The following is a 23312-nucleotide window of genomic DNA, read 5'->3' as shown; positions in this document are numbered from 1 at the left end:
AATTAATGGATATTTGTTCACTATATAATAAAGACCCACATTTAGTCCCGTTTAATAACAACAAAACGTAAATTTTATATAATAACGAGTTGTTAGGTACTTTACGCTTAATTATATTTATTGGGGGTTTTTTAAAGACTTATAAGTGAAAAAAGCTCTATCTATATAGTAGAACGGGCTTTAAACTTATTTGAATCGTTTAAAACGAATAAGATCCTTATTAATGTTTAATAAAACAATTTTACGAGGTTTAAATAAAATGAATTCAAAAGGTGTTACAACTTTTCTTACTGCTGCTGCTACAATCGCAACGTTAGGCTATGCTGGAGATGCTTTAGCTAAGCAAAAAAGTCCTGTTCCTCCAACTCCTGGAGCTCAGCAACAATTATTTGAACAAAGAGCAAAGGCACTGGCACCTCATTGTGTTGCAAGTTTAGAGAGTGCAGTTTGTCAAACTGGTCTAAAATTACTTCATGCTGATATGGATGTACTGCCAGAACATCATTTTCTTTTTATGGATACTCAAGCAGTTCAAATGCCAAATTTAGCAACTCCTGATGTTAATGATACTCTCCCTGTTGAACTTAGGGTTTATATGCAAGCTCCTGGAAAAGCAGGACCAGTTCAAAATTTAATTCCTGAAGGTGCAGTAGGTCCAGTAAATCTTTCAGATGGTTATAAAACCAAATCTAAGTATACTGTATGGGCAGATTTATTCAATGCACTTAGATTAAATCAAGATACTGCAGGTCCTGCAAAGGCGTTAGTATTATTTAATTATGCAAATTCAGATAATCCTTCTTACAATAGAACACTAGATCCTGAAACAGTTAAATTAGTTTTTACAACTGATGGTAATATTTGGGATATAGTATCTTCTGCTAAGAAAGATACTCGTGGTAAATCTTTGAGAGCAATTCGTGATTCTAAATTATGGATGCAATTTTCTGATGGGGATACTCAATATAATCATTTAATGATTCCTACTAATATGTTAGTGCGGGTTCCTAATAATTATATATTGGGGATGTATGAAGCAGGTGGATTAAAAGTTCCTCAGCAAGTTATTGATTTTGTGATGCAATATGCGCCAAAAGATGATGCTCCTGTTGATCTTCCAAAAGATGATGCTCCTGTTGATCTTCCAAAAGATGATGCTCCTGTTGATCTTCCAAAAGAAGTCACATCTGATCGTGATTGGTTTTTACCAATTGGCGCAGGTTATACTGGATTTGGTGGTGGTGCTCATGGTGCATATCTTTCTGCTAAACTTGATCTTCCTAAATTTAATGGATTCTGGTTATTTGGGTTAGACTTAATGCTTGCAGGTGGTAAAAGTAGCGATTCTGTTGGAACTCCTGATATTTCAACTCCGAATCCTGAAGATCCTATGGGCCTTTATGGAGGTCATAAAGATTTTACCTCGACAGATACAACGCTTCTAGACTTAATGTTTACCAGTGACTTGAGATTTTTAGGTAATGACAAACATGGTTTATATTTTGCTCTGGGATTAGGTATTGGTATAGATTTAGATGAAACAACTACTACAACTTATGAAAAATTATTTTTCGCGCCAAATACAGTGCCTGCAAATTTAGCAGACGTGTGGGACTCGGCAAACGTTGCTTCAGAAGGTAATCCAATCTCGGCTCACTCAACAGATATTAGATTCCTCGCAGCACTAAAATTAGGTCTTGCGTATAGATTATTAGATACTGTTTTTATTGAAGCAGGATATCGTGGAAGAGTTGGAGAAGGACCTGACGATCATGGTGGATTTGTTGGTGCACAATACTTATTTTAATTTTTTATTTAATTTTTTTAAACTTTTAAAATTATATTTAACATTTCAAATAACGTTTCAAATTAAAAATTTAAGTTGATATTAAAAATTTAAATTGATTATAGGGTGGATTGAAAGATGAACAAAAAACTATCATTATTAATGGTTATCGCTCTAGTCTTTTCTTTGCTAAGCAGCAATGTTTTCGGACTAGTAACGTATGGTGCATTTTGGGGTCAAGACTCAGATGTAACTAGCACCTCAATATTTAATGGTGAAACAATAACTGTTTCGTCTGGTGCTTTTTATTCTGCTTCTGGAACGGCGCATGTTACAATGAACCTTTTACACAATGATGGGAGCTTGATAAAAACATTATATGATCAAGACGTTTCAACAAATCCTCAAACTGGTTTTGTTTCAGTTCCTGTTAATCCGAACGACTATTCTAGTGTTGGTTCTTATTTTGTTCATGTTATTGTTTCTGATAATGTTCATACAAATATGCATCCACTTCAATTAACTGTTTCTAATGCGCAGTGTAATGATGGTATTGATAATGATAATGATGGTGCAACAGACCACCCTGCAGATTTTGGTTGTGCTAACAAAATTGATAATGATGAATCGGATGTTCAAGCTCAATGTCAAGATGGTATTGATAATGATTTAGATGGTTATATTGATTTGGATGATCCTGCTTGTAATTCTTTGCAAGACAATTCTGAATCTCCTTGGAATGGAGGAAATTCTGAATGCTCTGATGATCAAGATAATGATGGTGATGGGTATGTTGATTTAGGTGATCCTGATTGTTCTAATAGTGATGATGATTCTGAAAATATTTGGAATCCTGGAAATACTCAGTGTAGTGATAATATTGATAATGATAATGATGGTTTAACAGATCTTTTAGATCCTGGTTGTGAAAATCTTCAGGACAATGATGAATCTGATGCAACTACTCAATGTCAAGATAATCAAGATAATGATGGTGATGGTCTTGTCGATATGAATGATCCTGGTTGTGCGAATGCTCAAGATGATTCTGAGGGTGATGGAACTACTCAATGTCAAGATGGTATTGATAATGATTTAGATGGCGTAACCGATCTTGCTGATCCTGGTTGTGTGAATGCTCAAGATGATTCTGAGGGTGATGGAACTACTCAATGTCAAGATGGTATTGATAATGATGGTGACAATTATGTTGATCAAAATGATCCTGGTTGTTCTTCTCCCCAAGATAATGATGAAACTCATTTTAATCAAGTGCCCGTTTTGATGCATCCTGGAAATATTGTTGGTCAAGAAACAGATCTTATTCAAATTCAATTAAATGCATTCGATCAAAATAATGATGATTTAACATTTGCAACTACTGCTTCATTTGGAAATTTTAATGCTCAATCTGGTTTGTTTACTTGGCAAACTGATTATGATAGTGAAGGAGTTTATGTTGTTCAATTTAGTGTTGAAGATTCATTAGGAGCATCCGCTTCAATTCCTGTTCAAATTACAATTACTGATTTAAATCGAGTACCAGTTATTTCTGAGTTCGCTCCGTTAAATGATCCTTTAATTCAAGAAGGAGAATCGCAAAGTTTTTCAGTTGTTGCAACTGATGCTGATTCAGAAGATGTTAATAATCTTGAATATATTTGGACTCTTGAAGGTGATGTTGTAGGAAATAGTGCTAATTATCAATTTAATTCAGATTTAGATTCTGCTGGAACTTATGATGTTGTAGTAACTGTATCTGATGGGAAAGATCAAGTTTCACATGCGTGGGTTTTAAATGTTGAAAATGTTAATCAACCACCTGTTGTTAATTTTATATTTGCACCAGTAACTCCTGGTGTTTATGAAACTGTTTTATTCGTATCTCAAGTATCAGATCCTGAAAATGATCTGCTAAGTTTTAGTTGGGATTTTAATGGTGATGGCGTTGTTGATTCAAATGAACAAAATCCTGAATATGTTTATTCTACTCCAAAAACTTATACTGTAACTTTATCTGTTTCAGATGGAGAAGAAGTAGTTAATGTTTCAAAAGAAATAGTTGTTGTAGGTGCATTAGATGTTGAAGGTTTAACTTGTTTTGAAAATGTTATTGAGAACAAACCTCAAAGTTGTATTGTGGATGTTACTGCAAATAATATTTCTGAAGGAGAAGTTAGTGTTTCAATTTTAAATTCAAATGACGAAATTTTAGGAACTTGTGTTACTGATAGTTTAACTGGAGCATGTTCTGCAGTTTATACTGTCGGAGCACCAGGTGTAGAAACAGTTCACGCAATTGCTCAAAAAGATGGCTTTATTGCTGACTTAGATGTGGTTCCTAATTTCACATATAATATTTTAGAAGAAAAATATGTTATTGATGATTTAACAGTTTATTCTGATTCAGATTATTCTGTTGTCTCAAATGAATTTTTCCGTAATGAATTTATTTATATTAAATTTAGAGTTTTAGACTCAGATAATTTAACTACTATGGATTTAGTAACTGATGCTTCTTTAGTAAGTCCTCCTGGGGGAATGGTTGATTTTTTAGTTGATGATTATGCTCAAGCTCAATCTACTTACTATTATTATGCATTGCAAATTCCACCTACTCATGATTTTTTAGGTAGTAGTCAAGTATTCACTTTTGCATTTAATTTTGAAGATGGTAGTGGTGCTGAAGAAGTTGTTGAATTATCTATTCTAAATAATCTTCCAGTAATTGATCAGGGATTAGTTGGAGAATTTGAAAATGTTGTTTTTGATCAAGAAACTACAATCTCATTAACTCCGTATGAATCTGATGTTGAAGATTCAGGTGATAACTTAACTTGGAATGTTATTGAAGTGTCTGATATTGTTGATGTTGTTGTTGATGTTACTGATGTTTTAACCATAACTCCTTTAGAGTCTGGTTCGGCAAATATTACTTTAGTACTAAGCGATCTTGATTTGGATACAGATTCAATTGAAGTTACTATTAATACTGAAGTTATTGTTGTTTTACCTCAATGTTCTGACGGGATAGATAATGATTTTGATAATTTAGTTGACTTCCCTGCGGATCCTGGGTGTAGTAGTGCTGATGATGATGATGAAACAAATCAAGTTCAACAAAATTTAGCTCCTGTGGCAGTTCTTAATGTAACTCCATCTCAAGGTTATGTGCCTTTAGTTGTTGCTATTGATGGATCTGGCAGTTATGATTCTGATGGAGAAATAACTTCTTATAGTTGGATTATTCATGATGATGGAGAATTTTTTGATCAAGATTTATTAATTTCAGGAATTCCTGTCGCATTCAATAAAACATTAAATGAGCTGGGTAATTATACTATTCAATTAATTGTTGTTGACGATGATGGTGCGCAAGCATCAACTCAAGCAGTTGTATTAGTTTTAGAAGAACCAATTGTTTTACCTCAATGTTCTGATGGTATTGATAATGATTTTGACAATTTAACTGATTTAGAAGATCCTGGTTGTAGCAGTGCTGAAGATGATGATGAAACTGATATTATAATTCCAACATTTGCTTGCAGTGATGGATTGGATAACGATTTTGATGGGTATGTTGATTTAGACGATTCTGATTGTGATAATGCAACTGATGATTCTGAAAATAATTGGAATCCTGGTAATACTCAATGTAGTGATAATGTTGATAATGATGGTGACGGATTTGTTGATTTAGACGATTCTGATTGTGATAATGCAACTGATGATTCTGAAGATAATTGGAATCCTGGAAATTCTGCTTGTTCAGATGGGATTGATAATGATTCTGATGGTTTAATCGATCTGTTAGATCCTGGTTGTGAAAACCTTCAAGACAATGATGAATTTCATGTTATTGTTGGACCTCAATGTAGTGATAATATCGATAATGATGGTGATGGTTTAATTGATCTGCAAGATCCAAATTGTATGAATGGCAATGATGATTCCGAAGGTTTCGAACAAGTTTGGGATATAGATTATTTAACACCGTTTGTTGATTTAGATGATGTTTTTGTTAACAAAATTAATTTCAATAATTTATTTGGTGGTGCGGTTTTGATGCCTGGAGATTTAGTTAGTTCAACTATATCTTTTGAAAATAATCTTGACTATGATATTGAAGATATTAAAGTTAGAATTTATGTTGAAGAATTAGATGTTATGGCAACTGATAAACTTCATGAATTAGAATCTGGCGAAAATTATAATTCAAACTTAGTTTTTGATATTCCTCAGTGGGCAACTCCTGGAGTTTACGATGTTAGAATTGTAGTTCATAACGACGACATTCACAGAGTTAAATACAGAACTTTGGAAATAAGATAATTATTATTTTAGTTTTTTTAAATTCAAATTTTTTTTATATTTTTTCATAATTTTTTAAAATTATTTAATTTTTAAAATATTTTTTTTTGACAAAAAGGGGCACGGTTAGTGATCAAGTAGATACGAACTTTAACGACTGAACAAAAGTTAAAGAGATTAGCTACTGCGAAATAACAAAATAATCGAAAGGTTTAAATAGAACCCGTGATTAATGTTTGACGATATTAGAATTTTTTTTAGAAATTTTAAGTCGTTGGGGGTTTTTTTTTATTAAACCTATTTTAAGGTTTTTAGGCCTTATGATCCAAACCGCATAATACTAAAAAAAGATGATTTGGAGGATGAATAAGAATGGCAAAATCAAAGAGATTATTAAGCATTTTGCTGCTTTTTGTTGTTAGTATTTTAGTGCTTGGAACAGTTAGTGCGCTTGATGCATCCGTTGACTGGGTTAAAGTTGATGGTGACAATTTAGATCAGGGAACTGATAATGTTTTAAGTCTAGATAGAGATGCTTCTTTTGAAGTAAAAGTTAAAATTACACCGCTTAAAGATTTAGATAATGTTGAACTTAATGTTAGACTTTCTGGTTACGACCACCCTAACAAAGTAAGTGAAACATCTGATGTTTTTGATATGGAAGAAAATGTTTCCAAAATTAAAACTTTAAAATTAAAGTTTCCTGGAAACATGGATGAAGATCACTATAAATTAAGAGTGCAAGTTTCAGATAGAGACAGTGACACCTTAGAGGAAGTTTTCGAATTAAAAGTTGATCCAGTACGTCACAGTATTGTTATCAAAGATGTTGATGTCGATCCTTCTCACGAAGTTGTTGCAGGACGATCTGTTCGAGCTCTTGTAAATCTTAAAAACTATGGTCAAATCGATGAAGAAGATGTAAAAATTGAGTTCAAAATTGCAGAACTTGGTTTAGAAGCACTTCCTGATTATGTTGATATAGAAGAAGATGATAACAAAGTTTCAGAAGAACTTTATATTAGAATTCCTACTTGTACTCAAGCTGGAACTTATAATGGTGAAGTATTAGTTTCATATCATGATGATGATTATGTTGCTACTGAATCTGTTAGCATTTATGTTGTTGAATCTGAGCTTTGTCAAGCACAATCAACAACTTCAACCACCACAACTCAAACTACAACACCTGCGCCAGCACAAACTCAAGTTACTGTTGGTGTAGCATCACAAGATGTTGTTAAAGGAGAAGGCGGAGTTATTTACCCAATAACTTTTACAAATCCTAGTGCAGCAACTAAAACATATGTTGTTGGAGTTAATGGTGCTGATGATTGGGCTACAGTTAAAGTAAGTCCTCTTCAAACAGTTACTCTTGCAGGCGGAGAAACAAAAAGTGTTTATGTTTATCTAAGTGCTAGAGAAAGTGCAGCTGCTGGGGAAAAAATGTTCTCAGTGGACATCAAAGATTCAACTGGTGCTTTAATGGAGCAAGTAGCTCTTAGTGCTAATGTTGTTGAAGGTGATGACTCTGAAGCTGGGGATGGTAGTAGTTTGAAGAGAGGTCTTGAAATCGCTTTAATCGTTTTAGTAATTATCTTAATTATTGTTGGACTTGTTATTGCTTTCAAAAAGCGTAACGAAGAAGATGATGAAGATGATGAAGAACTAGGCGGTCAGACTTATTACTGAACTGGTAGTTAAACTTGGCCGACTGGCCTAAATTTTTTATCCAGATCATCTTTTTTTTTATTTTTTTTTATTTTTTTTCTGGTATTTTCTGATCTGAGATGTTATTTTTTTATTAATTAAATTTTCCTAGTTTGCAGTTTATTTTTTTAATTATTCTAATTTTAATAATTTTTTTTTCAGTTATGATTTTTTTCTTTTGATTTTAGATTTATTTCTGTGCGTTAGGGGTTTAATTGTCTCGAAGAGAATGCCAGTAGATTTATTATTTAACTAAATTTAAAATCAATAATATTAAAAATGAGTGTTGTTTTATTGTGAATTATGATTAAGATAATTGTTGATACTAATTTTTTTTTAATTCCGTATCAGTTTGGCGTGGATATTTTTTCTGAGTTTAATAGGATTGTTCCGGGAGTATTTGAGCTCTTCATTATTGACAAAACTATTGATGAGTTAGAAGGAATAATTGAGGGGCAGGCAGGTAAAAATCGTGAAGCTGCAAAGTTAGGTTTGACTTTGGTGCGCGCAAAAATTAAATCAAATCAAGTAAGTGTTTTAAAAACAGAAAAGCATTTAAATGTTGATCAACTGATCCTAAACCTATTAAAAGAGGGTAGATTCGCGGTTGCGACTCAAGATGCGGGTTTAAAGCGAAGAATAAAGGTTTTAAACTCTCAGTTGATAGTTTTAAGGCAGATGAATTATTTAGAATTTATTTAGAGGGGTTTCCACCCTCATTAGTCTGAAAGGTGTTTAAATATGTTTTATAAAGTAAAAGTAAACGATCACATTCGTGTTCCGCCAAAGATTTTCGACTTAAAAACCGAAGAAGCGGTAATTCAACGAATCAAAAAGAAATATGATGGGTTTATATCGAAAGATTTAGGCATTGTTATTGATGTTGCAGGTGTTAATGATATCCGGGAAGGATTAATTATTGCGGGAGATGGTGCAGCTTATTTTGATACTACATTTGAATTATTAGCATTTAGGCCTGAGTTGCAAGAAGTAATTGCAGGTAACATTAGAGATATTGCTGATTTTGGAGCATTTATTTCAATGGGCCCGATCGAAGGTATGATTCACGTTTCACAAACTATGGATGATTTTGTTTCATTTTCAAAAGATAAAGTTTTAAGTGGTAAAGAATCAAAGCAAACATTAAAAGTTGGAGATAGATGTATTGCAAGAATTGTTGCAGTAAGCTATAAAGACTTATCAAATCCTAAAATTGGTTTGACTATGCGTCAAGATTTACTTGGTAAAAGTGAGTGGATAGAAGCACGTCAGAACAAAGAGGGAGATAAAGTTAAAAAAGAAGTTAAGAAAAAATAATTTTAAAAAAATAACTTAGTAATATTCAATCTGATAAAAAATGGCTAAAAAAAAATGTTGTAAAACTTGTAAACTTTTTGTGGACGGTGGAGAATGTCCTATTTGTAAAAACTCTAATTTTTCAACGAATTGGCAAGGAAGAATTTTTGTGGTTGACGCAAATAAATCTGAGATTGCACAAAAAATTGGCATAACTATAAAAGGAGAATATGCAATTAAGTGTAGATAATTTTAATGCACTATGATTATATGAACAGTTGATATTATTTTTCGTGATTCAATATGTTTATTTTAGGTGAGATATGATGGATTTAAAAATTTTGAAAGAACGAGATACACCCTTACTTTCTCGAAAGAGAATTACTGCAATGTTAGATTTTAATGGACCTACTCCATCTAGAGTAGATATTCGTACTGAAATTTCTAAAAAGTTAGGTGTTGAAAAAGCTTTAACAATTATTAAGCATATTTATCCTCGATTTGGATCTAGTAAAGCAAAAATTATTGCTCATATTTATTCTGATAAAGCAGAAATGGAAAAAATTGAACATTCGTATTTGCTTAAGAAACATAAACTTGAGGAACCAAAAGCTCCTGCTAAAGAAGAAACTGTGGCAGATGCGAAAGCTCCTGTAGAAGAATCTAAAGAGGAGAAAAAAGAAGAGTAATTTAACTCTTTAACATTTATTAATTAATGGTGATTTATTATGGCTAAGAAGAAAGATACAAAAACAAAAACTACCTCTCACAAATATAAAAGTTATGAAGTTTCTGGTGATAAACTTGTTCGTAAAAATAAGTTTTGCCCTAAATGTGGTGTTGGTTTTTTTCTAGCTCAACATAAAGACAGATCTGTTTGTGGAAAATGTCAATATACTGAGTTTAGCAAAAAAGAATAATTCTATTTTTCATTTAATTTTTTTTCTTAAATTTTATATTGTGCTAAATTTTATTCTATTGTTTAACATTTTAATTAAGATAGGGTTTTTTCTCCTTTAATTAATAATAACTTTGTCTGGAAAAAAATGGGGCGTGCAATGTGCCTGAGCAGAATGAATTAATTGGATGAGTTTCAAGCTTTCGGTAATTATATAAATTTATGAATAATGCATATAATTATGTTAGGATACATACAACCAAATAATGATGTCTATATATTCTTTGAGAATGATGAGATTGAAAGACTAGGAAGAGAAAAAATTCAAGGTACATATTTTAATTTAAACGATCCATCAAAAACAGGTTTATTAGAAGCAGCAGTTAATGATGCAATTGATTGCCTGATGAAAACTTCTGCGAATAGGGATGAAAATGGATTTTGGAATTGGTTGTTTCTTGAAATGAGGTCGCGAGAATATCATTCTCTTAAAGAAAGAAGAACGTCTGAATTACCTGAAGGATTTCGTCATATTTGTCTTAGGGATGCGTCACAACAAGATGCATTGAATTTTTCTGACCAAATAAATTATCGACAACTGAAATATTGGGAATCATTGCAGTCTTAGCTGGAAAATTAAAATCAGTATTTAACTCATATTAAATATGTCGGGAGTGCCCACAATATAGTCTAGTATGATTGTTAGTATAGTATTTATTAGCAGACCTGCAGCCATTACTTTTTTGAGTTTAAATAAAATTAGTAGTGTTATAATTCTAAGAATATATGCGACTATCACAAAATAGCCTCCAATATCAGTTTTACTAAATTCTGCACCACTTAATCCACTAGATACTCCAAAAACTACTACTATGATAAATTTAATGCCAAATAATAATAGGGGAATTAGAAAAAATCCAATAATAAATTCAAATATATTACCTATTAAACTGTCTGCCATTTTATTATGTTAATGATTAAAGTTAATTTATAGTTGTATTAGGTTTACAAGTGCGCAAGTTCAATATCTGTTTTGAGCTCGAGAATTGCGTAGTATAGCCTTTTCTTTTCAGACACACCTAGATCTAAATTTTCATAAATGTTGCCTATTTTGCCATAATTTGTTGCTGCATCAGTTAATTTACCAATTTTAATTAATTCTTTTGTATGATTAATTAATTGGCGTACATCATCGTGTGTGGCACCTGCAACTCCTGTTTTATATCTGCGTAATTCTTGTTCAACGTATTTTGAGAAATTTTTATTATCGATTAGTTTGCTTTCATCTTCTATTTGTTTCTTTTCCATAAGAAGCGCATCTTCTTTTTCAAATATTTCTTGTTCTTTTGCTTCTAATTCTTTTTGTTTGCGTTCAAGATCTAATTTGATTCCAGTATCTCTTAGTGCTAGTGCATTTAACTCTTCTATTTTTTCTTTTTTAGTTTCTATTTCTGACACTTGTGTGGTGATAACATCACCTAATTCATCAATTTTTCTTTGTAATACTCCAACACTCATTCGTAATTCTTTTACTTGTTTGAGTTTTTCTTCTTTTATTTGTACTTTGTCAAGTGTTTTAAGAAGTTTATTTTCAATTTTATCAAGTTCTTTCATTCTTTGTTTTTGTAAGTCTTCAATTTTGTCAATTTTATGTGAATATTCGTGTTCTTGTTCTTCTTTTTTGGATTCTAATTGTTGTTCATAATGATGTAATCGTTCTTCTCGTGCTTTTAGTGACGGTTCTAGTAATTCAAGTTTATCAATTTTTTCAACAATGCTGTCTTCCTTACTTGATATTAAGTATTTATCATCTTCTAATTTTTTAACAGTTTCAGTTATTTCTTGTTCTTTTTGATCTAGAAGTGCTTTGTCAAGTTCCATTCTTTTTAATGTCATTAACAATTCATCTTCTTTTGCAGATAGTATTTTGTTATTTTCTACTGCTTGTTTACTTTCTAGGATCATCTGTTTTCTATGTTGGAGTTTGAGTGTCTCAACCTCTTTCATTTTTTCTTTAATTTTTGATTCAATTACTTTCTCTTTTTCTTTTATTTCTTTTTCACGTAAAAGTTTTATTCGTTCAAGCTCTTCGATTGCGAGTTTTCTTTTAGTTATTTTTTCTTCTATCTGTGCTCGTCGTTTTTCTGTTTTTTCAACATTTTTATTAAATATTTGTATGTCTTTATTTAGTTTATTTTCTCTATTGATGAGCATATCTTGTTTTTCTTTAAGAAGCTTATTTATGTCTTTCAAATCTTCTTCTTTTTGTTCTAAAATTCTTTTTTGATTTTGATTTTTTTGTTCGAGTGTGGATAAGTCTAATTCTTTTTGTTTAATTATTTCTTCTCGAGAAGTCAAATCTTCTTTTTGATTTCCCATCTCAATAAATTCTGCTTGTTTTAATTGAGCAAGTTTTTTTATTTCTTCTAAATTATTTCGCGCATCAGTTAGTTCTGCTTCAAATTGATGCCGTCTATCGGATAGACTTTGGACTTCGTCTTTTATTTCTTTTAGTTTAAGTTCTTCTTGTTGTCTTTCGGTTACAAAATCTTTTTTGAGTTCAAGTATACTTTCTTCTCTTATTTTGATTGCTTGTTCTTTTTCATGCAATTCTTTTTCTTTATTTATTAACTGATCTTCATCTTGCATAAGTTCTTTTTTTCGCACATCTATTTTTGAATCTAGTTCTGAAATTTTTTCTTGTAATTGTAGTAATTCTTTTTTCTTATCGTCGATATTAAATTCACTTTGTTTCGTTTTGATAAGTTTTGTAATTGAGTCTAATTTTTCTAATCTTTCTTTAATTTTTTCTTGTAATTGTTCTTTTTTAGAATTAAGATTATCAATACTTTTTACTAAATCTTCTTTTAATTTTCGTAAATTACTAACTTCACCTTCCATGGTGGTAATTTGTTTTAGAATATCATCTTCTCGTTTTTCAATTTCTATTTCTCTTTTTTTGAATTTTTCTTCTTCTTGTTCCATCCATTTTTTTCTTTGCTCAATGTCATTTGCAATCATTTCCTGTTGTTCTTCTAACTCTGCGCTTGAAGGGAGTATTTTTTTCTCAGCTAAATGTTTTAACGCTCCGAGGCGATTTTGGGACGAATTTTCATGTCCTGGAGGAAGAGGGATTAGTTCTTCATCAGATTGCGCGTTATTTACTGAATCAGTACTCATAGCAAGCATCATAGAGTCTAGTTCTTTCTTGTTAATTTCATATTTAGCGTATTCTTGTTTTGCTTGTTCTATTTTTTCTTTAGTTAAGTGTAGTACATCGTCTTGATCTAGAATTTCTTTGTGTAGTTCATCTTTTCTTTTTTGTAATTCAAGTATTTGATTGTATGCGCCTTCCTTATCTTTATCAATTTCTTGTATTCTAAGTTGAATTATTTGATCTCTTCTTTGTAATTCATCTTCTACAGATTCTATTTGAAGTTTTTTGCGTTCTAATTTTTCTTTTTCAGAGAGTAATTTTTTTTCAGTAACGTCAATTTTTGATTGTTTAGTTTTGATCGCTCCTGCTAATTTTTTTAGTAGTGTTTCTTTTTGATCTAGTGCTTCTTTTCGTTTAGTTAGTTTTTTAGCGTGAGGTAATGTGTCTACATCAACGGGAGCAGTAAGTTTTATCAAATTTTTATTTTCAATTGTGCATTTTTGTTGTAATTCAGTTAATCTGGCTGAATTAAGGAGAATTTCTTCTTCTAGTTCTTGTTTTCGACGATTAAGTTTTCCCACGTCTTTTTCAATAAGCTCTTTGTCTTTTAGAGCATCGCGTGAGGTTTCATGAATTTTTTTGAGTTTGATTAGAATTTCTTTGTGTTCTATGTCTGCTGATCTTTTCAATTCTTTTGCGTCTTTTAGGGTTTGATTAGCTTCAGTCTCTTTTTGAGTAATCATTTCTCGTTTATGATTTACTGCTTGGGATAATTTAGTTAATAGTTCTTCTTTTTTGCTTAATATTTTCTCTCGTTCAGTTAATTTACGTTCATTACTAGTGGAATTTTGGGACTTTGTAGTTACACTACTTTTTAATTTATTTGAATCTGACTTATTTTGGTTAGATTTTTCGTCAGAGGGGTTAGTTACACTGCTCTTTTCGTTTATTTTGGTGTTTTCTTCTTCAGTTTTGTGTTTGAAAAAAAATGAGAAAAATCCTTTTTTTCGTTTATTCTGAGAAATTTGATTGATCGTACTTACTTGGCTTCCGTCGTAGTTAGGGTTTTGTCCTGCAATTGGTTGTTGATTTGCGGGATTAGGTGCCTCTCCTAAAACTTCATCCATTTGATTAGCAAGATTGTCAAAGTCCATATTATTAACCATGCTGTATTACCCCCGTAATAATAATATATTATATTGTTTATTTTATAAACTTTTATAACTCTTAAAAAATAGTAAAATATTTTAAGTAGTGTAAATTAAGTAGTGTAACTTTAGTATATTCTAAAATTTTTTAAAGTAAACTGCATAATAATTCTTAAAAAAGTTAAATTTAACGTGTATGCATCCGAAAATTATTTATATCATTCTTGCGTAGGGGGGTGATTGAGGGGAGGATATTTTTATATTTTTTTACGGCGTGATTACTTTGCTAATTGCTAAGTTATGAGGGGATAAGTATGGTTGATGATATGTCTTGTGAATCTGATGAATGTTTGCCTGAAGAAAATCTGCAGTTGATTGGATCTGTGAGTTCTTTTTTTAGTGGGGTGGGTGTTGCCGCAATTCAACTAACGGGTGATTTAAAAGTTGGTGATAATATTTTATTTAAAGGATCAACAACTAATTATGAACAATCTGTAACTAGTATGCAAATTAAGAAAGTTGCAGTTCAAGAAGCAAAGTCAGGGGACGATCTTGGAATAAAAGTTCTTGATAAAGTAAGATCTGGAGATAAGATTTACAAGAGAGTCTGATTTTTTTTATTTTTTATTTTTTTTAGTTTATTTTTCTTCTATCTTTTTTGTTATTTTTTTGTATCTTGATTTTTTTTTCAATTTTTTAAATTTCAATTTTTTAATTAACGAGTCAAATAGTTGTTAGGGTCTCAATTTTTTCTTTTAGTTCAGTAATTGTTTTACAAATATTTTGTGGGGGGATTTTTATTTGTTCTTTTAAATTGGTATTATTTTTAGGATTTGTAGAAGTTATTGACTTTTTGTATTTTTCTGAGTCAAAATTTATGAGAAAACAAGTAATTCCTAGTTGAGTGCAAGCAACATAATCTGAATATTCATTACCAACATAAAAAGTGAGTTTTCCATTTTGTTTTTGAAATTGGTCGAGTAATTCTTTTTTGTTGGGTTTGTTACTCAAATCACTTTTGCAAATGTGATCAAATAACTTTTCACAATCAATAAGTTTTAGTAGTGGATTTACAATATCTTGGGGGGTTGTAGTTATTAGTGCAATTTTACAATCCTTCTTTTGTGTTTTCAACGTTTTTAATAAATCTAAATATTCGAAGTAACCTAAATTATTTTTTGCTGCAGCTTGTTTGGCAGATTTTAAAAAACACATTTGAAATAAATTTCGTGCAAGTTTAGTCATTAGCTTTTTTTCAGAATCAATGGCGGGATTGAGTCCAGTATATCTTGACATTACCCCAAATACTTCTAAAAAATAATTTGGATTATTTCCCATTAAAGCAACACTTGGGTCTTCAAGCAAGGTTGACATTAATCTGAACCAGTCTTTATGGCCTATTGCTGCTGCCTGCTCTTTAATGAGTGTTCCTGATAGATCTGTTCCAATTATCATTGTTTTAAGGTTCAGTTATTGTATTATTAAATGTTCCTTCTTAGGACTTGAGAATGGTATTGGTTGGATTTATAATTTTTATCATTTGGAGCTTAATTGTGTAAATTATCGTTATTTTGGGCAGTATTTCCTTTTAAGCGCTCAGTTACCTTTATAAATAACCTGATTTTCCTAAAATCTATTATATTTTAGGAGGTTTTCAGCATGGCTGACCAAGATGTTTATTGTATTTCATGTAAAAAGAAAGTAAGTAATTTAGCAGGTACTGCACGTTTTCCGTGTCCTAATTGTGGGGATAGTGAGATTACTCGTTGTCCAAATTGCCGTAAATTAGTTGCTAAATACACGTGCCCTAAATGTAAATTTGACGGGCCTAACTAAAAATGAGGAGGTTTTCATAATGGCAGATGTAATTGTTACGTTAAGACTTATGCCTATTTCTCCAGAAGTTAATTTGGATGAATTAAAAGGTAAAGCAGATACTATCATTCAAAGTTTCGAAGCAGAAATTGGTAAAACTATAATAACTCCAATAGCTTTTGGAATTAAAGCATTAGATCTAATTTTTGTTAGGGATGAGAAACTTGGTTCTACTGAAGCGATGGAAAAACAAATTGAAGAACTTGAAGATGTTAATTCCGCTGAAGTTATTGATGTAAGGCGAGCGTTAGGTTAACTTCACGCATCATAATTTTACATTAATATTTATTTAGAATTTTTAAATTTTTTATTTTTATCAATTTCTATATTTTTTTTTAGTTATTTGGGTTATAATTTTGATTCTTTAATTTGATTTATTATTGATTTATTGATTTGTTTGGCCATTTCTAAATTTTTAATTACTGTTAATTTGATTTTTATTTTTTTATTGATAATTTCTGATAGTTCTTTTAGGTTGAGATGATCAATCGATTTGGATTTTTTAAAAAATTTATCTAACAGTTTAATTATTGTTGGGGGGTATTGGGTTTGGATTATTGTTTCTCCGTATGTTACAACATAATATCCTCTATCAAATGTTGTGGTGGACGGGTGAAGTCCTACTTTTAGTCCTATGCTTTTATAAAATTTCCAAACATATTTGTCAAGAGAAGTATTTCCTGTGCTAAATGCGAATGATTTTATTCCTTTTTCTTTTAGTCTGCTCATCATTATTCTTTCTCGGTCGGGATGCATTAGTCCTTCCCAGCCATGCGCACCTTGATAACAATTAATATTTGGATCTCCGAGTTTAAAAGTCTCAAACCAGTCATCAATTAAGTCTTCCCAAAATTTCATCAAGTCATTTAGTGAATCGAATGCAAATACTGATACGTTGCCTTGAATTGAATCAATTCCTGTGGGGTGTATTTTTTCTTTGTTAAGGTCAGAATATAGTTGATCTAATGTTTTTTTACTTTCTAAAACCCATTTTTTATTTATTTGGAATTTATGTTCTCGTCTTTCAAGAACTTTTTCATCAACGAGTTGCAGGATTGCTTTTCTTACTGCTTGGAATGTTACACTTTTACCATATCTTTTTCTTATAAAATTGGTTAAATCAATAATTTTTAATGGATATTCTTTTGTTAAAATGCTAAATACTAAGTTCTTAATGTTGTCTTTATTTTTTCCAAGTGGAAATGTTAAATTAATCGCCATTAAACTAAATAGATTAACTATCTTTTTAAACTTTTTGGTTTAATTTATGTTGAACCAAACATAGATAATGCCTTGTGGTGGCCACTAATGGATGGTAAATGAACTTGTAATAATAACTGGTGTAACTGGTTTTTTGGGTAAAGCATATGTTTCGCAGTATGCTAATAATCGAGAGAATCGGGATACTTTGCAAATTGTGGGTATTTCTAGAGTTGCGCCTAAGATAAAAAATAGATTTGTTAAATATTGCCAAATTGATTTATTGGATTCTAAAACGACTCAGTCTTGCATTCAAAATATTGATTTAAGTGGAATAGATAAAATTGTTTATATTCATCCAGTTGGTAAATTTAAATTTGAGAGTGATTTTCAAGAACTTGATTCGGTTGTATGTTCATCTAATGTTGACACATTCAAAAACATTGCAGAGCCATTAATAAATCGAATTAATCAGTCTAAAACAAAATTGTGTTTGGTCGCATTTGGGTCGATTAGTGATTCTTTTAATGTGCCATTTTGGAGATCATACTCATATTCTAAAAATGTGTTACGAAAATATGTGCAACAAAAAGTTGCAGAAAATGAACAAGTTTCAGGATGTTTTTTTAATCTGAGTTCGGTGAGAACTGAAAATGAATCAAGATTAAGACCTTTTGCGAATACTCAGTATTGGTTATCTCCTGAAGAAATAGTAACAAGATCAGTAAATAGAATTTCTTTTGATTCTAATTGGTCTGAATTTGATATATTTAATGCAGCACCAAATTATTCTTCTGACTTATATTCAAATCATGTTGAGTTATTGGCTCGATGGGAAAAAGAAATGAGTGGTAAAAGCAGTTAAAACTTTTTTACAAACTATCTCTAATCATTTTTATTGCTTTTTTCTTAATTCCACTATCTATTTCAACTTTGATTGATCGACTTTTCTTTTTCAAAGTTCTAAGCCAAGTAACTTCTTGTTTTAAAAGTCCAAGTTCATCAAATTCTACTAAGAATGTCCTAATTCTTCTAACTGATAAGTTAGTTATATTTTGTTTAGAGCAAGTTTCTTTATATTTATGATATATTGAAGTTCCTTCTAAATCTTTTTCTTTTTGTTGAAGAATTGTTAAGAATAATAATTTTTGATGTTTTGCAAGTGTTGAAATTGTATTAAGAATTGTATCTTTTTCAAGTGCAGTATCTGCTTCATTAACTAACTCTAAAGTTATTTGATTTTTTTTCTGTGCAAGTGCAAGTTTTCCGCAAGTATCTAATAATTCGAGTGCTTTTCTTGCATCTCCACCTCGATTTGCTTCTATTTCTGCAATTTTATCGATTACTATTTTTTTCACAACTTTTGGTTGAAACGCATATTTAACGCGTGCACTTAATATGTCTCTTAATTCTTCATGGTTGTATGGTGCGAATAATATTTTTACTCTTCCTGCAGTTGATGCAGTTCTTGGTTTGATATAATCTGAAACTCGAATATCGTTTGAAATTAAGAGTGTTGAAACATTAGACTTAATTTTTTGATTAATTCTACTTAATCTGTAAAGAATATCATCTCCACTTTCTTTTAATGCATAATCTGCTTCATCAAGAATTATGAGAAGATTCATTTCAGTTTCTTTGATTATTTTTTTAAATTCACTTAATGCTTTGGTTCGAGTCCAACCTAGTCTAGGATATTCGCGATCTCCAATTTGATTTAATATGTCGATAAGAATTGTTGTTTCTGTTCTGTTTTCGCTACAGTTAACATATGCTTTTGTTAAATCAATTTTTCTTTTTTTTGCTTCTTTTGTTAATTCTTCGGTGAGTTCAGTTATCATTGCAGTTTTTCCTGTGCCGGGTGTTCCGTATAAGAAAACACAATTTACTGCGCTATTCATAAGAATTGGTGCAAGTTCCATAATAACTTCATTTTTTTCTTCTATTCTGTGGACTAGTCCTTTTTTTGGTACTAAAGAAAAAAGTTCGTTTCTATCTTTGTATACTGGATTCATGAGTACACTTGCAAATGTTAATTTCTTTGTTGCTATTTCTGTCCACCCCATTTAAGCATAAAAAATTTTAATTTTTTAATTTTAACATAATTTTCGTTTTAATGTTTTATTAAAAAGAAACTGTTTCATATTTAAATATTTTGTTTTTTGTTCCTTTATTTCCGTTTATTCCTTTAGGCTCTATTTCTTTTCTTCACTGCATTATACCTAATTTTTTTTCTTCACTACAGTATACCTAATTTCTTTTCTTCGTTTCATTATATCTATTTGGAAACAACAATATTTTTATGTGATTTCCTCTGTTTAGTTTACTATGTGGGTGGGATTGCTGGTTTGAGTTAAACAACTAGGAGCCACATATGATAAAAGGGAGTATTATGACTAAAAAACCGCCGTGCTTAAGAAAAATTTTGAATGATAATCAGGCAATTAATATTCTTAAATTACTTTATGACACAGAATATGTGTTTAAATCTTCTCATTTTGTTAAATTAACTGATATTAAAACCAAACTTTCGTTATTTAATAAACCATTTAGTGCTATTGATCTTCTTTGTGAGTCTCAGCTTATAACTTCAGATAGAAATGATTCTGATCAAGTTATTATTACGTTAACAAATAAAGGTAAAATTTTTACTGAGTCTTTTGATCATGTGCACAAAATTTTTTATGATAAGCTTGAAAAACCAAAACCGTTTAAAGTCGAATATGATTTGACTGATTTAGAAAAAAAAATTCTTGTTATTTGTTGGAAAATTTATCGTGAAACTGGCAAGTCAGTTCAGCTTCTAGCACTAACTCAAGATGTGTATCCGAGTGAGTTTCCTGAAAAAAAACGTTCGATTGTATTAAGAACTTGTTCTAAATTAGAAAAAATTAATTTAATTAAGCGAGAAACGTTTCAAAGTGTTAATTACTTTGAACTTACAGAATCAGGTAAGAGAGTCATAGCATCACAATTAATGAAGATTATTTAAAATTTTTTTATTGAACTAATTAGAATTCTAATTTTTCAAAGTTTTCAACACTGCCGCCAATTCCTCTTCGGAAATATTGCTTCTCATGCAATTATCATTAAAATGGGTTCTAGAAATTTCAAATCCTTTTTTCTTTACTTTTTTAATGACCAACTCAAATTTTGGGGTGTTAATTTTTAGTTTTTGGCAAAGTTCAACAATTGAATAAATGTCTGCAGTTTCATCTTTTTCTTCAACAACGCTTTCTTCTTTAATCAGCTGTAACCAATTAATATCAACTAGTCCAGTTTTAGAATTTTCTTTAAACATTTTTTTCACAAGTTCAAAATCCCACAATTTTCCACTCCATAAAGGTCCAAAATTTCCTTTCATTTGCCATTGTTTAACTACATTATCGCATTTTTTCTTTCCTTTGTAGCTTCTAAAAAAAATACGCACGTAATGATCTTTTGAATAACTAAAAATTGGGATCATTGCTTTTTCATATTGAACTCCTATCATTTGAACTTTTCGAATCAAAATGCGAACTGCAATTTCATGTTTGTCATCTTGATGACTTGGTGTTGCCCAGTATTTTCTTTTGCAAACTTTAGGATATGCGCCTGCAAGAGAACTAGTATCTGTTGCAGTAATTGCAATTATTCCATCTCGGCTAATTTTTTTAATAGAACTATCTAAAAAAGGATTGGGCGTTCCAAACGGATCGATGTCAATATAATCTAGTCCATTTAAGTTTAACAAAAATTTATTGGCTTCTCTATTACAAATATTGATTGAATCAGCTTTTTCAATTTTATTTAAGTCTAAATTAGCACAAAGTTCAATTTCATAATTTTCTTTATAATCATTAAACCAAATGTTGCGAATTTTTCCTTTGTTTAATTCTTTCAAAAATCTTAATCCGCGTATACCACTTCCTGCTAAAGGCAGGCCAATTTGCATTTGATCATCTGGTATGGAATTTAGTAATAGAACACTTAAATCTCTATTTAGTTTCATTATTGGATTGTAGAATGTTTCCATTTTTTTATCTACTGTTTTCTTTGCTTTTCCTTTAATTTTTATTCCATTTTCATTTATCATTTTTTTATGATGCTGATATCAAACAAGCAGTTTTATTTATATTGTTGATGGAAACTTTTAAAAACATTTCCCATCTTTGAGCTTATTATGGCTATTCGTTCACCTATTTGTTCAGTTTTAGGACATGTTGATCATGGTAAATCATCTATTCTTGATTGTATTAGAGGTACGTGTATAATAGCAACAGAAGCAGGTGCAATTACTCAGGCAATTGGAGCTTCAATTATTCCATTATCTGTTATAAAAAATAAGTGTGGCGATCTTCTAAAAGCGATGAATATGGATTTTACGATTCCTGGTTTGTTATTTATTGATACTCCTGGTCACGCAGCGTTTTCAAGTTTGAGAAAGCGAGGCGGTAACTTAGCAGATATTGCAATTTTAGTTGTAGATATTAATGAGGGGTTTAAACCTCAAACTATCGAATCAATAGAAATTTTAAAATTTTATAAAACTCCTTTTATTATTGCCGCAAATAAACTTGATTTAGTTTCGGGATGGAAATCAAATTCAGGTCCTGTTATGAAAAATTTGACTTCACAACAACCGTCTGTAATTACTGAGTTTGAAAATAAATTTTATACTCTAGTTGGAAAAATTTCTGAGTTCGGTTTTGATAGTGATCGTTTTGATCGAGTTGCAGATTTTACTAAACAAATTGGTATTGTTCCGGTTAGTGCTAAGACTGGAGAGGGTATTTCTGAATTGATGATGATGATAACAGGTCTTGCTCAACGTTTTTTAGGTGATCGACTGGAGTTTGATAGTTCTCAACCTGCTAAAGGAACAATTTTAGAAGTTAAAGAAGAGAAAGGTTTAGGAAAAACAATGGATGTAATTGTTTATGATGGTACGTTAAAAGTTAATGATTCATTAGTTATTGGGGGAGTTAATGGTTCTATTATTACTAAAGTTAGAGCATTAATGTTGCCTGCAGATTTAGCTGAGATGAGGGATAAAAAAACCAAGTTTAAATCCACAAAAGAAGTAGTTGCAGCAACTGGTGTTAAAATTTCCTGTCCTGATATGAATGGGATTGTTGCAGGTATGCCAGTTAGATCTTGTGATAAAAAAGATACTCAATTAATTGCTGATGAGATGAACCAAGAACTTAATGATATTTTAGTTCAAACAGATAAAGAAGGAATTATTATTAAGGCAGATACTATTGGTTCATTAGAAGCGCTTTCAAGTATGTTAAGAGATAGGGGCGTCACTATTAGAAAAGCATCTGTTGGAGATATTTCTAAAAAAGATGTTATTGATGCAGAATCAAATCTTGAACAAGATCCGTTATCTGCAGTAATCCTCGCATTTAATCTTAATCCTGCTGAGGACGTTATTAAAGTTTCAGCAAAAGTTAAAATTCTTGCAAATGATATTATTTACAAACTTATCGAAAATTATGAAGCATGGTTAGCTGAAGAAAAACGTAAGTATGAGCTTGAAAAAATTGGTTCGCTAACAAGGCCTTGTAAACTTAGGCTAATTCCTAATTATATTTTTCGTCAGAGCAATCCTGCAATTGTAGGTGTTGATTTATTAATTGGAAAACTTTCAACAAATGTTATGCTTATGAAAGAAAATGGGGTTGAGGTTGCGTTAGTTAAAAGCATTCAAAAAGAAAAAGATTCTGTTCAATCTGTAGATGAAGGAAGTCAAGTTGCAATTTCTCTTCCAGGAGTAACTGTGGGCAGGCAAATTGTGGAAGGTGAAAATTTGTTTGTATCTATGCCTGAAAAAGATTTTATTAAATTAAAAGAGTTTAAAGAATTATTATCCAATCCTGAACGGGAATTACTTAAGGAAATTGCGATGATTAAACGAGAGCAGAATCCTGTTTGGGGAATATAATT

At 30.8% G+C, this 23312-nt stretch carries 21 protein-coding genes; 15 read left to right on the top strand and 6 right to left on the bottom strand.

What is annotated here, in order from left to right; translation table 11 throughout:
- Positions 1 to 259 precede the first annotated feature (259 nt).
- The 9 genes from HN587_05525 to HN587_05485 all read left to right on the top strand — a co-directional run bounded on the left by HN587_05525 (position 260) and on the right by HN587_05485 (position 10629).
- Positions 260 to 1807: a hypothetical protein gene (locus HN587_05525; GenBank protein ID MBT7903298.1), complete on the top strand. Its 1548-nt coding sequence runs from the start codon at positions 260 to 262 to the stop codon at positions 1805 to 1807.
- Positions 1808 to 1924: 117 nt separating this feature from the next.
- A complete protein-coding gene (locus HN587_05520) occupies positions 1925 to 6118 on the top strand; it encodes a PKD domain-containing protein (protein MBT7903297.1) in 4194 nt (1397 codons plus the stop codon).
- A 351-nt stretch (positions 6119 to 6469) separates the two neighbouring features.
- Positions 6470 to 7789, top strand: a complete 1320-nt coding sequence (locus HN587_05515) for a hypothetical protein (GenBank protein ID MBT7903296.1) — start codon at positions 6470 to 6472, stop codon at positions 7787 to 7789.
- A gap of 321 nt (positions 7790 to 8110) precedes the next feature.
- On the top strand, positions 8111 to 8509 hold the full coding sequence (locus tag HN587_05510; protein MBT7903295.1) for a hypothetical protein: 399 nt from the start codon (positions 8111 to 8113) through the stop codon (positions 8507 to 8509).
- 39 nt (positions 8510 to 8548) lie between these two features.
- On the top strand, positions 8549 to 9124 hold the full coding sequence (locus HN587_05505; GenBank protein MBT7903294.1) for a DNA-directed RNA polymerase: 576 nt from the start codon (positions 8549 to 8551) through the stop codon (positions 9122 to 9124).
- Between the two features lie 40 nt (positions 9125 to 9164).
- On the top strand, positions 9165 to 9353 hold the full coding sequence (locus HN587_05500) for a DNA-directed RNA polymerase subunit E'' (protein ID MBT7903293.1): 189 nt from the start codon (positions 9165 to 9167) through the stop codon (positions 9351 to 9353).
- Positions 9354 to 9429: 76 nt separating this feature from the next.
- Positions 9430 to 9792 carry a hypothetical protein gene (locus tag HN587_05495; GenBank protein MBT7903292.1) on the top strand — a complete coding sequence of 121 codons (363 nt, stop codon included), beginning with the start codon at positions 9430 to 9432 and terminating at the stop codon, positions 9790 to 9792.
- Positions 9793 to 9831: 39 nt separating this feature from the next.
- Positions 9832 to 10023 carry a 30S ribosomal protein S27ae gene (locus HN587_05490; GenBank protein ID MBT7903291.1) on the top strand — a complete coding sequence of 64 codons (192 nt, stop codon included), beginning with the start codon at positions 9832 to 9834 and terminating at the stop codon, positions 10021 to 10023.
- 219 nt (positions 10024 to 10242) lie between these two features.
- Positions 10243 to 10629, top strand: coding sequence for a hypothetical protein (locus tag HN587_05485; GenBank protein ID MBT7903290.1), 387 nt, complete (start codon positions 10243 to 10245; stop codon positions 10627 to 10629).
- A gap of 21 nt (positions 10630 to 10650) precedes the next feature.
- Here the strand turns inward: HN587_05485 and HN587_05480 are convergent, their stop codons facing one another.
- Both HN587_05480 and HN587_05475 read right to left on the bottom strand, forming a co-directional pair.
- Positions 10651 to 10962 carry a hypothetical protein gene (locus HN587_05480; protein ID MBT7903289.1) on the bottom strand — a complete coding sequence of 104 codons (312 nt, stop codon included), beginning with the start codon at positions 10960 to 10962 and terminating at the stop codon, positions 10651 to 10653.
- Between the two features lie 44 nt (positions 10963 to 11006).
- Complete coding sequence (locus HN587_05475) at positions 11007 to 14324, bottom strand: hypothetical protein (protein ID MBT7903288.1); 3318 nt, start codon at positions 14322 to 14324, stop codon at positions 11007 to 11009.
- A 308-nt stretch (positions 14325 to 14632) separates the two neighbouring features.
- Here HN587_05475 and HN587_05470 point away from each other — a divergent pair, with 308 nt between their 5' ends.
- On the top strand, positions 14633 to 14917 hold the full coding sequence (locus tag HN587_05470; protein ID MBT7903287.1) for a translation elongation factor-like protein: 285 nt from the start codon (positions 14633 to 14635) through the stop codon (positions 14915 to 14917).
- 112 nt (positions 14918 to 15029) lie between these two features.
- Here HN587_05470 and HN587_05465 read toward each other — a convergent pair whose 3' ends face one another.
- The gene (locus tag HN587_05465; protein MBT7903286.1) at positions 15030 to 15761 is read right to left on the bottom strand and encodes an HAD hydrolase-like protein; all 732 of its coding nucleotides are present in this window, start codon (positions 15759 to 15761) and stop codon (positions 15030 to 15032) included.
- A gap of 204 nt (positions 15762 to 15965) precedes the next feature.
- On the opposite strand from HN587_05465, the gene HN587_05460 reads away from it, so the two are divergent.
- Together HN587_05460 and HN587_05455 are read left to right on the top strand one after the other, a co-directional pair.
- A complete protein-coding gene (locus HN587_05460; GenBank protein MBT7903285.1) occupies positions 15966 to 16142 on the top strand; it encodes an RNA-binding protein in 177 nt (58 codons plus the stop codon).
- Between the two features lie 19 nt (positions 16143 to 16161).
- Positions 16162 to 16437 (top strand): elongation factor 1-beta, encoded by a 276-nt coding sequence (locus HN587_05455; GenBank protein ID MBT7903284.1) that lies wholly within the window; start codon positions 16162 to 16164, stop codon positions 16435 to 16437.
- A 92-nt stretch (positions 16438 to 16529) separates the two neighbouring features.
- Here HN587_05455 and HN587_05450 read toward each other — a convergent pair whose 3' ends face one another.
- Positions 16530 to 17402, bottom strand: coding sequence for a hypothetical protein (locus HN587_05450; protein ID MBT7903283.1), 873 nt, complete (start codon positions 17400 to 17402; stop codon positions 16530 to 16532).
- Positions 17403 to 17493: 91 nt separating this feature from the next.
- Here HN587_05450 and HN587_05445 point away from each other — a divergent pair, with 91 nt between their 5' ends.
- On the top strand, positions 17494 to 18246 hold the full coding sequence (locus HN587_05445; protein MBT7903282.1) for a hypothetical protein: 753 nt from the start codon (positions 17494 to 17496) through the stop codon (positions 18244 to 18246).
- Between the two features lie 7 nt (positions 18247 to 18253).
- Here the strand turns inward: HN587_05445 and HN587_05440 are convergent, their stop codons facing one another.
- A complete protein-coding gene (locus tag HN587_05440; GenBank protein ID MBT7903281.1) occupies positions 18254 to 19447 on the bottom strand; it encodes an AAA family ATPase in 1194 nt (397 codons plus the stop codon).
- 308 nt (positions 19448 to 19755) lie between these two features.
- Between HN587_05440 and HN587_05435 the strand changes: the two genes are divergently transcribed.
- Complete coding sequence (locus HN587_05435; protein ID MBT7903280.1) at positions 19756 to 20373, top strand: hypothetical protein; 618 nt, start codon at positions 19756 to 19758, stop codon at positions 20371 to 20373.
- A 27-nt stretch (positions 20374 to 20400) separates the two neighbouring features.
- On the opposite strand, the gene HN587_05430 is transcribed toward HN587_05435, so the two are convergent.
- Complete coding sequence (locus HN587_05430) at positions 20401 to 21456, bottom strand: hypothetical protein (protein ID MBT7903279.1); 1056 nt, start codon at positions 21454 to 21456, stop codon at positions 20401 to 20403.
- Between the two features lie 87 nt (positions 21457 to 21543).
- On the opposite strand from HN587_05430, the gene infB reads away from it, so the two are divergent.
- A complete protein-coding gene (infB, locus tag HN587_05425; protein MBT7903278.1) occupies positions 21544 to 23310 on the top strand; it encodes a translation initiation factor IF-2 in 1767 nt (588 codons plus the stop codon).
- Positions 23311 to 23312: the final 2 nt, after the last annotated feature.

The organism is Candidatus Woesearchaeota archaeon (assembly GCA_018675335.1).
Lineage (GTDB): Archaea > Nanobdellota > Nanobdellia > Woesearchaeales > UBA11576 > JABJCP01.
The sequence above is the reverse complement of the archived record's forward strand: the minus strand, read 5'-3'. Positions and strand labels throughout refer to the sequence as shown.